A 12,549-nucleotide genomic window follows, 5' to 3' on the forward strand; every position below is an offset into this window, starting at 1 on the left:
GAGCTGCGGCGAAGCTGTGACCCACGGAGATTTCATGTCAGTCCCAGGCCGAAGCCCTGAGCGGAGCGCGAAGGCGCTGCTGCTCGAAGGCGTCAATGACAGCGCCGTGGACCTGTTCAGAACGGCGGGTTTCACCAATGTCGAGCGCCTGACCAAGGCGCTGGACGGCGAGGATTTGCGGCGGGCGCTCAAGGGCGTGTCGCTGCTCGGCATCCGCTCGCGCACCCAGATCACCGATCAGGTCCTGGAAGCGGCCGACCAGCTTCTCGCCGTCGGCTGCTTCAGCGTCGGCACCAACCAGGTCGATCTGCTGGCGGCGCGCAAGCGCGGCATTCCGGTGTTCAACGCGCCGTTCTCCAACACGCGCAGCGTCGCCGAGCTCGTGATCGGCGAGATCGTGATGCTGCTGCGGCGCATTTTCCCGCGCTCGGTGTCGGCCCATGAGGGCGGCTGGGACAAGTCGGCGACCGGCAGCCGCGAGGTGCGCGGCCGCACCCTCGGCATCATCGGCTACGGCAATATCGGCTCGCAGCTCTCGACCCTGGCCGAGGCGATCGGCATGCGCGTGATCTATTTCGACCGCACCGACAAGCTCCGCCACGGCAACACCGAGCCAGTCGAGAAGCTGGAGGAGCTGCTCGCGCAGAGCGATGTCGTCAGCCTGCACGTGCCGGAGACGCCGGAGACATCAGGGATGATCGGCGAGAAGGAGCTGCGGGCGATGAAGCCCGGCTCCCTTCTGATCAACAACAGCCGCGGCACCGTCGTCGATCTCGATGCACTGGCGGGGGCTCTGCGCGACGGCCATCTCGCGGGTGCCGCCATCGACGTGTTTCCGGTCGAGCCGTCCTCGAATTCGGACCGCTTCAACAGCCCGGTGCAGGGCCTCGGCAATGTCATCCTCACGCCGCATATCGGCGGCTCGACCGAGGAGGCGCAGGAGCGCATCGGCGGCGAGGTGGCGCGCAAGCTGGTCGACTTTTTCATCACCGGATCGACCACGGGCGCGGTGAATTTTCCGGAAGTGCAGCTGCATCTGCGTCCCTCCGGCGCGCGCTTCAGCCACGTCCATCGCAACGTGCCCGGCATGCTGCGCCGGCTCAACGAGGTCTTCCTCCAGCGCGACATCAACATCGCTGCGCAGTATCTGGAGACCTCCGGCGACCTCGGTTACGTCGTGCTCGATGCCGACCTCGGCGGCCAGGATTCAGGCGCGCTGCTCCAGCAGATCCGCGCCCTCGACGGCACCGTCGGCGCGCGGCTGGTGTTTGAGCACTAGCACTGCATTGACGAGCGGCCGCAGGGCGCCTTGAATGCGGCCTGCTGACATAACGAACAGAAACTCAGGGGGAAACGATGGCGCAAATCCATGTGAAGCTGTGCGCATTGCTGGTGGGCGCAGCGGGCGCGCTGGGCGCGAATTCCGCTTCAGCGGTGACGCTGACTGAGGATGCGGACACTGTCTGCAAGGGCCTCGTCGGCGGCGCTGACGCCGTGAAGGTGGATTCGGCGACGTTGCTGGCGCCGTCGCAACTGGCCGTCGCCGAACGCGGCCCGACGCCGTCGGGGCGCGTCACGCCCGCCAATCCCGGCTTCTGCAAGGTGCTCGGCCACATCGATCCCACCGATCCCAAGGCGCCGCCGATCAAGTTTCAGGTCAATTTGCCCGTCGAATGGAACGGCCGTTCGCTGCAATATGGCGGCGGCGGATTCAATGGCGTGCTGATCACGGGCCTGGCGCTGCCGCCGGCCTATCCCTTCGACAAGCCGTCGCCGCTCGCGCGCGGCTTCGTCACCTACGGCACCGATTCCGGTCACGAGTCCAAGCCGGGCGAGCCGCCGCAGCTGTTCGCGCTCAACGACGAAGCCTTCGAGAATTTCGCCCATCGCGCCTACAAGAAGGTGCGCGATGCCGCCGTCGCGCTGATGCAGCGCGCTTACGGCAAGGCGCCGGAGAAAATGTACTTCATGGGGTCGTCCGAAGGCGGCCGCGAAGGCCTCACCATGGCGCAGCGCTACCCTGATGATTTCGACGGCATCTTTGCTCGCGTGCCCGTCATCAACTGGGTCGGCCTGCAGCATGCCGGCACGCGTTCGGGGCTCGTGACCATGGGTGATGGCTGGATCAATCCGGCGCAGGTGAAGCTAGTCGGCGATGCCGTGCGGGCCGCTTGCGACAAGGCCGACGGCTCCGATGACGCGCTGGTGCAAGATCCCGTTTCCTGCAAGGCGGCCTTCAAGGTGGAGACGCTGCGTTGCGCGAGCGGCAAGACGGGCGATCAGTGCCTCACCGACGCACAGATCAAGGCGATCGAGACCTTGCATGCGACCTACAAATTCCCGTTCGCGCTCGCCAATGGCCTCGACGATTATCCGGGCTGGGGCGTGTCGGGCGAGGACACGCCGGCGGTCGGCCCGACCGGCGGCTGGGTCGCGTGGTGGCTTGGCACGGCGCCTCCCGCGCAGCCGCCCGCGCCCAATAATGGCATCGCCTGGATCTACGGCGCCGGCGGCATCCAATACGTGTTCGCGCGCGATCCCAAGCTCGACGTGACGACGTATAAGCCCGAAGCGCACAAGGCGCGGCTGCTCGAGGTCTCCAGCCTGATGGATTCCACCGACCCCGACCTCAGCCGCTTCCGCGCTCGCGGCGGCCGGCTGATCATGCTCGAACATATGGCGGACTACGCGCAAAGCCCCTATGCCGGCATCCGCTATTTCGAGAACGTCGAACGCAAGGTCGGCAAAGCCGAGACGGCCGAGTTCGCGCGGCTCTACACCGCGCCAGGGGTCGACCATGTCGGCTCCGGCGCGCCGGCCAATGTCGACATGCTGAGCGTGCTGGTCGACTGGGTCGAAAAGGGCAGGGCGCCCGGCGATCTGGAAGTTACCGAGCAGAAGGTCGAGGCGCCGTCGTTTGCGACGCTTCGCGCGCTGCCGCTGTGCCGCTGGCCGGCCTGGCCGCACTACAAGAGCGGCCCAGTGACGGAGGCGTCGAGCTTCATGTGCGCGCCGTAGCAGGCGCGCCACTTCGGAGCGTCACCCGGTGGCCATTGCCTGCGCGCCGCCGAGCAGCTGCGCGTTAAGCCGGCCGCCGGAGAACAGCATGTCGTCAAGCGCCTCGTCGATATCGGCCGAGATCACGGTGTTGCCGCCGTCCCGCGCGATGCTTCCTTGCGCCAGCCGCCGCATCAGCTCCTTGATGAAGGCGCAACTCGTGCCCTCGCTGCGTCGGGCAGCCTCCGCGATCACGGCCCCCTCGAGCGGCAATCCCCTGCCGTAGAGCCGGACCAGCTTGCCGCGGCCGGTCTCGTCTGGCAGCGGCACTTCGATGGCTTGATCGATGCGGCCGGGGCGACCCGCGAGAGCTCCCTCGAGGTCCTCCGGCCGGTTGGTGGTCAGGACGAACAGGATGTCGGCGTCTTCCTTCAGCCCGTCCATCTCGTTGAGCAGCTTGTTCAGCATGGATTCCTCACACGGCCCCATGTCATCGCGGTCGCGGGCGATGAGATCGACATCCTCGATCACCACCATCGACGGCTGGAGCAACCGTGCCAGGCTCATATAGGCGCCGAGCAGACCGATCTGCTCGGCCGTGATGATCAGCGTCGTATGCCCGGGCAAATGCGTTGCGAGATAACGGATCGTGTGGGTCTTGCCAGTGCCCGGCGGCCCGTACAGCAAGATGCCTTTGCGTGTCGATTGACCCAGCCGGCGCAATTGGTCTCGGGTGTTGACGAAGGTCAGAACGTTGCGATCGAGCAGCCGCAGGGTCTGCTCCGGCAGGATCACCTCGTCGCGCGCGACCTGCGGCAAGCGATGCACCGTGATGCCGCGCGAGCGACCGCGATAGTCGGAATCGGCATCGAGCGACAGGATCTTGCCGCGATAGGTCCGCGCAGCCTGTACGGCTTCTTCCAATTCACTGAAGCATTGCTGGACGAGAGCCGCGCCTGCGGAACCTGAGGGTACCAGGATTTCGATCCGAATTCCGGGCTCGCGACTGTATTCGCGGTGTGCGCAGAGCAAAACCGCATAGCGGAGATGATCCTGCTCACACAGCCACAGCCCGTTATCCAGACACTTGACCGGGCTCTTCTCGCCTACGTCGACGTCGGAATATTGCAGCGGGGCAATCGCGATCGCATAGCGGCCCTCCTTGAGCAGTCGTGGAATCGACAGCGTTTCGTAGCGCTGCTCCTCGTTCAGTCCCACCAGCCGGATGGCCTTGCCGAAGAGCCGGTCGACGGCGGCCTGGAGATCGACCCGCATGTGGCCGGGAAATTGGCGGATCGTGGTCACGAGTTTGCTGCGCGCAGTGCTGGCAAGGTGCCAATCGAGAATGTCGCATGCAAAGTCGAAATTCTCCTCTCGCTCGTTCGAGGGCTCATCCGCCGCACGCATGCATTCGCTGCACAGCCAGACCGTGCGGCTGCCGATACGAACGTCGGTCTGTCCCTCAGGCTTGCCACAGAGTTCGCAAGGACTCTTGACCGCCTCTAGCGTGACCTGCAGTTGGTGGCCGGCCAATTCGATGGATTGTTGCGCAGATTTGAAAAGGGCTTCGGCAACCGATTGCGGGTAAGGTCCGCAAACCGCTTTTTCCTTCTGCTCGATCTGGGTGATCAGCGCGGTCGCTTCACGGTCTGATTTGCCGAAAACCTGCCGAAGCAGATCCATCACGAATTGGTCCGGCGTATCATCGTCATTATGAATTATGAGCTGGGTCGGCTGGTTCTCGCCACGCATACTGTTCATCACGAAAGGCCTCCGGGACAATCTATGATTGAATAGAACGAATAGAGAACATAAAGGGAAGCGGCCGTCAAGCGTGACGGCGGCGGCTAATTGCGATTGGTGGGTGAGGTCCTGGTGCGCCGGGGCGGCCCTGTTCCTCGACGACTGCCGCGGCACATGTCCAGCTGCCGTCCTTTGACAATCTGATCCGCCTCGATTATCTATTTCGCATGCGAAATAAAGACGAGGGCGCGAGACACCATCGGTTGATCTACCTGTTGAGCGTGGCGCAGCGGCGCGTGCAGCGCTGGATGGCGGCGCAGCCTTCGAGCGAGGTCACGCCGGCGCAAGCGGGGCTGCTGTTCATCCTCGGCAAGCAGAACGGCGTCCTGATGGGTGAGGTGGGCGCGGCGCTCGACATGGGGCCAGCCGGCATCTCGGGGCTGGTCGACCGTACGGCGGCGGCTAAACTGGTCGAGCGGCGCGCGGATCACGAGGATGGTCGCGCCTGGCGCGTCTGGCTGACGCCGAAGGGGCGGACGGCACTGGCGCAGGCGAAGGCCAGCGCGGCACGGGTCAACGCGGCGTTGACGGACGGATTCACCAGTGCGGAGATCGATATCGTCGCGCGCTGGCTGACCAGCATTCAGGACAAGTTTCCAAGACAGCTTTCAACAGAGCTTTCTAGAGATCCATAGGAATAGAGGAGAGACCCATGACCGAGCACGTCCGGATCCGGAACGACGGCGGAATTCTCACGCTCACGCTGGCACGCCCCGACAAGAAGAATGCGCTGACGGATGCGATGTACGGCAAGCTCGCCGATGCCATCGAATCAGCCGAGCACGATCCGTCGGTCCGCGTGATCCTGATCCGCGGCGAAGGCGACATGTTTACCGCCGGCAACGATGTCGGCGAGTTCGCGGCGGTCGCGGCGGGCAAGTCGGAAGGAAGCCGCAACGTCGTGCGCTTCATCCAGTCGCTGGCGCGCTGCTCCCGGCCCTTGGTGGCCGCGGTGCAGGGCCGCGCCGTCGGCGTCGGCACCACGATGCTGCTGCATTGCGACCTCGTCGTGCTTGCCGCCAACGCGCAATTGTCGACGCCCTTCGTCAGCCTCGCACTGGTGCCGGAAGCAGCTTCCAGCCTGCTGATGCCGGCGCGCATCGGCTATGCGCGGGCCTACGAGATGTTCGCGCTGGGCGAGACGGTGCCGGCCAAATCCGCGCTGGAATGGGGGCTCGCCAACCGCGTCGTGCCGCTCGACAAGCTCGATGCCGAGGCGCTCGCGCTGGCGCAGCGTCTTGCCCGTCAGCCGGCCGGCGCACTCACCGCCACCAAGAAGCTGATGCGCAACGGCGAGACGCTGGTCGCGCAGATGAATGCCGAAGGCGAGCAGTTCGGGCTGCGCCTGCGCACCGCTGAGGCGCGCGAGGCCTTCACGGCGTTCGCGGAACGCCGCCCGCCGGATTTCACCAAGGTTGCGTGATATCCGGGACTGCGCTGAGGCTCGTCGGGCCGGAAACTCACGCCCATTCGATTAAAACCTTAACGGAACATTGGCATGTCGCGGGCAAGGTGGCGCTCGAAAGAATAGGCCCCCGACCCAGGCCCCCGACACCATGGCAATGTTTAAGAAATCGGTAAGTTCGCTCCTTCTGACCTTGATGGCCCTGCTGGCTGCGGGTGCGCTGGCCTCCACGGCGATCCAGATGGTTGGGGCGTTCGGCCGCTATAGCGACAGCCTCGAGACCGCGCGGCTTGCCGCGGCCGACAAGGCGATCTTCCATGGCGTGCTGGCGCTGCGCAACAATCGCGGCGATGCCCAGAGCGCGATCCTCGGCGAGGATGATCCGCGAGCAAAACTCGAGGCGGCGGAGAAGGCCGAGCAGGGCGGCTATGACGCCATCGGCGCCGCGCTCGCCACCGTCGATTTCGCCCGCCGCGACGAACTCGCTGGCACATTGAAGCAGGGCTGGAGCGCCGCCGCGCCGCAGTTCCAGCTGTTCTACGACGAGGCCAAGCGCCCGCGCGCGGAGCGCAAGATCGAGCGCACCAACTCCTGGTATGATGGCGTCACCAAGGTGATCGAAACGGCCAACCTCGCTTCCACCGCGGTGTCGAACCGCGCCTGGATGGACGACCCCTTCATCGCCCGCATGATCCAGGTCCGGCGCTTCGCCTGGCAGGTGCGCGATCGTTATGGTATCCATTGTTCGTCCCTTCGCTCCAACGTCAACGCCAGCAAGCCGCTCGACGACGCTCAGAAGCGGTCAGTGGCGCAATGGGATGGCACGATCGCCTCCGGTTGGGCGGGCATGGCCGAGTTGCTGGCCGCGCCCGGCGTGGCGGCGGAGCTGGTGACGGCAGCGGCGGACGCGAAGGCCAAGACCGACGGTGCCCTCAAGCAGATCGGCGACCTCACCAAGAATTTCGACGGCAGCGGTAAGCCCGCGATGCCCGCCGCGGAATGGAATACGCTGTGTCAGTCACCCTTTGCGTCCATCGTCGCGGTGGCGAACAAGGCGCTCGACCAGTCGATCGTCCGGGCGGAAACGGTGCAGGCCAAGGCGCTCACCAATCTCGTCGTGCAGTCGCTCGCGTTCCTGCTCGCGCTGGCCGTGACCCTGACCGGCGTGTACGTGGTGCGCAATCGCCTGATGCGCCCGGTGCGCGCCATCCTGGACGCGATCGCCAAGATCAGCGCCCGCGACTACGCGACGCCCGTCCCGCAATCCAGGTATCCCGACGAGTTTGGCACCATGGCGGCCGCACTCGAAAGCCTGCGCGAGAGCGCGGCGACCGCGGAACGCCTGGGCCAGGTGCGCGAATCGCAGCAGGCGCTCCAGCTCGCCCGCTCCGGCACCGTCGATGCGGCCTGCCGCAGTTTCGACGACACCGTGCAAGCCGTCATTCACAGCGTTGCGGCGTCGACCAAGGAGCTCGATGCCACCGCGACTGACGTCCGCTCACTGGTTTCGGAATCGAGCAGCCAGACCGCGGCGGTCTCCTCCTCCGCCGAGCAGGCCACCAACAATCTCGAGACCATCGCAGCGGCGACCGAAGAACTCTCGGCGTCCGTCGGCGAGATCTCCGCGCAGGTGCAGGCCAGCGCCCGCGAGGCCCGCGAAGCCGTGTCGCAGGCAGCGCAGACCAATGCGACGGTCGAAATCCTCGATCAGACCGCTGGCCGCATCGGCGAGGTCGTGAAGATGATCAACGCCATCGCAGGGCAGACCAATCTCCTGGCGTTGAACGCCACCATCGAAGCCGCGCGCGCGGGCGAGGCCGGCCGCGGCTTCGCCGTGGTCGCCGGCGAGGTCAAGAGCCTCGCTTCGCAGACGGCGACGGCGACGGAAGAAATCTCCCGCCAGGTCGCGGAGATCCAGGGCGCGACGGGCCAGGCGGTCGCGGCCATCCGCGCGATCGGCGGCGCGATCAGCGGCATCGACGAAAAGATGACGGCGATCGCGGCAGCGGTCGAACAGCAGCGTGCGGCCACCACCGAGATCTCCCGCAACTTCCAGCAGGCCGCGCAGGGAACCCGCGAGGTCACCGACACCATCGGCAGCGTCGCCAGGCTGAACCAGGAGACCGGCAATGCCGGTTCGGTCCTGTCGGTGTCCGTGACGAAAATGTCCGCCGACGCCGATCGTCTCCGCGTCGCGGTCGAGGGCTTTTTGGGCGCGGTGAGGACCGCATAGCTTCGACAATCTTCCGTCCTTACGTCGCGCGATCGGCATTGCCGCCGATGCGCGCGGCGGGTACATCTGTGGCGCTGTGCGAGCGTCGCGGCAGATGTAAGAGATATCAGGGATGGAGAGTTCGATGCCGGTCACGCCCCACCACAAGGCCCAGCGCCCCTATCGCGGCGTGTTCCCGGTCGCACCCACCATCTTCGACGAGCGCGGCGAACTCGACCTTGAGGGACAGCGTCGCTGCATCGATTTCATGATCGACGCAGGCTCGAACGGTCTGTGCATTCTCGCCAATTTCTCCGAGCAGTTCGTGCTCACGGATGCCGAGCGTGAGACCGTGATGCATGCGGTGCTGGAGCATGTCGCGGGCCGCGTTCCCGTGATCGTCACCACCACGCATTTCAGCTCGGCCGTCTGCGCCGCGCGCAGCCGGCAGGCCGAGGCGGCCGGTGCCGCCATGGTCATGGTGATGCCGCCCTATCACGGCGCCACCTTCCGCGTGCCCGAAAAAGGCGTCGTCGAATTCTTCAAGGTGCTGTCGGGCGCGATCAAGATTCCGATCATGATCCAGGATGCGCCTGTCGCCGGCACCCCCCTGTCGGTTGAGCTACTCGCGCGGCTGGCGCGCGATTTCGCCAACATCCGTTATTTCAAGATCGAGGTGCCGGGCGCGGCTGCAAAGCTGCGCAGCCTGATCGACGCCGGCGGCAGCGATATCGAGGGTCCCTGGGACGGCGAGGAAGCGATCACGCTGCTCGCCGATCTCGATGCCGGCGCCACCGGCGCGATGACCGGCGGCGGCTATCCCGACGGCATCCGCCAGATCGTCGATCCCTATTTCGCCGGCAAGCGTGAAGAGGCCAAAGCCGCCTACGAACGCTGGCTGCCGCTGATCAACTACGAAAACCGCCAATGCGGCCTGATCGCCTGCAAGGCGATGATGCAGGCCGGCGGCGTGATCAAGTCGGACACGGTGCGGCATCCGCTCCAGCCGTTGCACCCGGCGACGCGGGCCGGGCTGCTGGAGTTGGCCAAGGAGCGCGATGCGCTGGCGTTGAGGTGGGGGAAGTAGCGCAACGCTGTCGTCCCGGCGAAGGCCGGGACGACGCTGAGTGTGAGGTGCGCACCCCTGGCCTGATCCCGCCAGCTTCCATCTGGCTGAAGGCGTCGAATTAACGCGGTTCGGGCGGTTTCCCGCAGCCCGGCGATGACATATTGTACGCTCGCCAACCTGGCCCGCGGAGCAACTCAAGACATCGCGCAACAGCTCTTCATTATGCCGCTATTCCGAACCAGGTTGGTGCGAACCAACGAAACAGGGAGGCAGTGCCATGACGATGAGGCCGGATCCCACCTTTCACGCATCGCCCAAGCTTGCGATGGAAGCTCCTGCGGAGAACTTTGCCTACACGTTGCTGCTCAGTCCGGATTTCTCGAAACCGGATGCTCTCGCGGTGATCGACGCCAAGCCGGGATCGCCGACCTACAGCCAGATCGTCCACACCGTGACGATGCCCAACAAGGGCGATGAGTTTCATCACTTCGGCTGGAATGCCTGCTCCTCCGCCTTGTCGCCGCTCACTGGGCATGCCTTCATCGAGCGGCGCTATCTCATCATCCCCGGGCTGCGCTCGTCGCGGATTTACATCATCGATACCAAGCCCGATCCGACCAAAGCCAAAATCCACAAGATCATCGAGCCCGAGGAAGTCTTCAAAAAGACCGGCTATTCGCGGCCGCACACCATCCATTGCGGGCCGGACGGCGTCTATGTGAGCACGCTCGGCGGCGGCGGCAAGGACGGCACCAACGGGCCTCCAGGCGTCTTCATCATGGATTGCGAGACGTTCGAGGTCCTTGGACGATGGGAGATCGACCGCGGTCCGCAGACGCTGCACTATGATTTCTGGTGGAACCTGCCGCGCGACTACGTGGTGACGAGCGAATGGGCATTGCCGCCGCAGTTCGAGAACGGGATCGTCCCGGAAGATCTGCTGGCGAACAAATATGGCCATCGTCTCCACTTCTGGGATCTCCGCGCCCGTCGCAACGTGCAGACCATCGACCTCGGCGCCAATCATCAGATGGCGCTGGAGGTACGGCCGGCGCACGATCCGGTTCGCGAATACGGCTTTGTAGGCGTTGTGGTCGACACCACGAATCTCGAAGCCTCGATCTGGACCTGGTGGCGCGAAGGCGGAAAATTCCATGCGGAGAAGACGGCGACGATCCCGCCCGAGCCTGCGCCAAAGGAGAAGCTCCCGCCGCTGCTTCAGGGCTTTGGCGCCGTGCCGCCGCTGGTGACCGACATCGACCTGTCGATGGATGATCGTTTTCTCTATGTCTCGTGCTGGGGCACGGGTGAAATGCGCCAGTACGACGTGAGTGATCCGCGAAAGCCGAAGCTTGCGGGCTCGGTTCACATCGGCGGCATCGCGCGCCGCACCCCCCATCCGAACGGCAAGGCATTTGCGGCCGGTCCGCAGATGGTCGAGATCAGCCGGGACGGCAGGCGGGTGTACTGGACCAATTCGCTCTATTCCACCTGGGATGACCAGTTCTATCCCGATGGCGTTCCGGGTTTGGAAGTCATGGCCAATGTCGGTCGCAATGGTGGCTTCGAGCTCGACAAGAACTACTTCGTGAGCTTCCCCGACGGATATCGTGCGCACCAGATCAGGCTGGAGGGCGGCGATTGTTCGACGGACTCCTTTTGCTACCCGTCGGCCTAGATTGGGCACACGCGAGCCTCGGCTGGCTGTGGCTCGCTCTTGTTGCGAGCGGTTTCTATCACGGGGTCAATCCGGGAATGGGCTGGCCGCTCGCCGTTTCGGCCGGGCTCATGGACAAGAGCCCGCGCGCGCTCTTTCGTGCGTTGTGGGCTCTGGCCGCCGGACATCTCCTGGCAACGCTTCTCGTGCTGCTGCCATTCGCGTTCCTGCTCGTGCTGGCCGAGTGGCAGCGTTCGATCCAGCTCGGCGCGAGCCTTTTCGTCATCGGCTTCGGCGTCTATCGGCTGGTCGAGCGGCGCCATCCGCGCGCGCTGGCACGAATTCCGCCGACGCAATTGGCGCTCTGGTCATTTGCCGTTGCCATTGCTCACGGCGCCGCCTTGATGCTCGTGCCGATCTATCTCGGGCTCTGCCAGGCCTTCGAACTCGATGCCGGCCATGAGGCCGCCGGCGCGCTGATGAAGGCGAGTCTCGGGATGGCGGTTCTGGTGTCTTTGGTGCACGTCGCTGCCATGGTCAGCGCCGGCGGATGTCTGGCGTGGCTGGTCTACCGCCATCTGGGATTGAGGTTCGTCTCGCGAAGCTGGTTCAATCTGGATGTAATCTGGGCCACCAGCCTCATTCTGGTTGGCGTTGTGGCCTTCGGCTTCAATCTCGCGAGCTGGCACTGACACTTACTGGGTCAAAGCCCACTCGCCGATGATGCGGAAGCGAGCCTTGGCGTGGTCCTGTTTGAACAGCGCGACGCGATCGATCGCAAGCGTCTTGAGGCCGAGCGCAGCAAACCTTCCCTGCAGCATTTCCAGAATCGGCCCGCGCCGCTCCACGTCGAGCCGGCCCGTCAACGTCATGTGGAAACGGAATTCCTCCATCACGTAAGGATAGCCCCAGCGGTCGAGATAGTGGCGCTGCCGTTCGCTCAGCTTCTCCGGCTTGCGCCGCGCACGGTCTTCCGCGCTCAGCGGCGCGCGGAAGGAGTCGAAGTCGCGCGCGCAATCGGCGGCGAGCTGCTGGAGTTCGCCGACCGGCTCCCCGGGAATGACGGCGATGAAGCCGCTGATGGAATCGACGACCGGGCGGATCACCGGAATTGCGCGTGCCCTGCCGGCGAATGTCGCGCAGGCCGCAACAAGCTCGACCTCGCGCCTGTCGGACGCCAGCGCCATCGGCGCCTTCAGCGTGGCGTGAAAGCCGTATTTGCGGGGATCGGCGGTGACATCACGCCAGTCCGGCGCGAGACGCGATGCGTCGGCGGGAAACGGCAGCTCGTTGCCGGTATAGGCATCGTAGCCGAGCAACTCCGCGCCGAAGCGGGTGAGCGCGCTGTCGCTGCCTGCGGCAAAATAGATCGCGTAGCGGGGGAAACTCGTCATCGTCCGAGCATA

The 12,549-nt window shown here is 65.1% G+C and carries 10 protein-coding genes; 8 read left to right on the plus strand and 2 right to left on the minus strand.

Going from position 1 to position 12,549, the window contains the following annotated elements; translation table 11 throughout:
- Nucleotides 1-34 precede the first annotated feature (34 nt).
- Together serA and IVB13_RS25235 are read left to right on the plus strand one after the other, a co-directional pair.
- Nucleotides 35-1,279 carry a phosphoglycerate dehydrogenase gene (serA, locus tag IVB13_RS25230; protein WP_018453061.1) on the plus strand — a complete coding sequence of 415 codons (1,245 nt, stop codon included), beginning with the start codon at nucleotides 35-37 and terminating at the stop codon, nucleotides 1,277-1,279.
- A gap of 77 nt (nucleotides 1,280-1,356) precedes the next feature.
- Nucleotides 1,357-3,018, plus strand: coding sequence for a tannase/feruloyl esterase family alpha/beta hydrolase (locus IVB13_RS25235; RefSeq protein ID WP_018453062.1), 1,662 nt, complete (start codon nucleotides 1,357-1,359; stop codon nucleotides 3,016-3,018).
- A 21-nt stretch (nucleotides 3,019-3,039) separates the two neighbouring features.
- Here the strand turns inward: IVB13_RS25235 and IVB13_RS25240 are convergent, their stop codons facing one another.
- Nucleotides 3,040-4,758 carry an ATP-dependent Clp protease adaptor ClpS gene (locus tag IVB13_RS25240; RefSeq protein WP_247337563.1) on the minus strand — a complete coding sequence of 573 codons (1,719 nt, stop codon included), beginning with the start codon at nucleotides 4,756-4,758 and terminating at the stop codon, nucleotides 3,040-3,042.
- A gap of 209 nt (nucleotides 4,759-4,967) precedes the next feature.
- On the opposite strand from IVB13_RS25240, the gene IVB13_RS25245 reads away from it, so the two are divergent.
- The 6 genes from IVB13_RS25245 to IVB13_RS25270 all read left to right on the plus strand — a co-directional run bounded on the left by IVB13_RS25245 (nucleotide 4,968) and on the right by IVB13_RS25270 (nucleotide 11,835).
- Nucleotides 4,968-5,435: a MarR family winged helix-turn-helix transcriptional regulator gene (locus IVB13_RS25245; protein ID WP_026232451.1), complete on the plus strand. Its 468-nt coding sequence runs from the start codon at nucleotides 4,968-4,970 to the stop codon at nucleotides 5,433-5,435.
- A gap of 17 nt (nucleotides 5,436-5,452) precedes the next feature.
- Complete coding sequence (locus IVB13_RS25250) at nucleotides 5,453-6,223, plus strand: enoyl-CoA hydratase (protein WP_018453065.1); 771 nt, start codon at nucleotides 5,453-5,455, stop codon at nucleotides 6,221-6,223.
- A 133-nt stretch (nucleotides 6,224-6,356) separates the two neighbouring features.
- Nucleotides 6,357-8,438, plus strand: a complete 2,082-nt coding sequence (locus IVB13_RS25255; protein WP_247490859.1) for a methyl-accepting chemotaxis protein — start codon at nucleotides 6,357-6,359, stop codon at nucleotides 8,436-8,438.
- A gap of 124 nt (nucleotides 8,439-8,562) precedes the next feature.
- Nucleotides 8,563-9,504 carry a dihydrodipicolinate synthase family protein gene (locus IVB13_RS25260; RefSeq protein WP_026232453.1) on the plus strand — a complete coding sequence of 314 codons (942 nt, stop codon included), beginning with the start codon at nucleotides 8,563-8,565 and terminating at the stop codon, nucleotides 9,502-9,504.
- 259 nt (nucleotides 9,505-9,763) lie between these two features.
- A complete protein-coding gene (locus tag IVB13_RS25265) occupies nucleotides 9,764-11,164 on the plus strand; it encodes a selenium-binding family protein (RefSeq protein ID WP_247299231.1) in 1,401 nt (466 codons plus the stop codon).
- 77 nt (nucleotides 11,165-11,241) lie between these two features.
- The gene (locus IVB13_RS25270) at nucleotides 11,242-11,835 is read left to right on the plus strand and encodes a hypothetical protein (RefSeq protein ID WP_018453069.1); all 594 of its coding nucleotides are present in this window, start codon (nucleotides 11,242-11,244) and stop codon (nucleotides 11,833-11,835) included.
- 3 nt (nucleotides 11,836-11,838) lie between these two features.
- Here the strand turns inward: IVB13_RS25270 and IVB13_RS25275 are convergent, their stop codons facing one another.
- Nucleotides 11,839-12,537 carry a DUF1045 domain-containing protein gene (locus IVB13_RS25275; protein ID WP_018453070.1) on the minus strand — a complete coding sequence of 233 codons (699 nt, stop codon included), beginning with the start codon at nucleotides 12,535-12,537 and terminating at the stop codon, nucleotides 11,839-11,841.
- Nucleotides 12,538-12,549: the final 12 nt, after the last annotated feature.

Origin of the sequence: Bradyrhizobium sp. 17 (assembly GCF_023073515.1) — a bacterium.
Lineage (GTDB): Bacteria > Pseudomonadota > Alphaproteobacteria > Rhizobiales > Xanthobacteraceae > Bradyrhizobium > Bradyrhizobium canariense_D.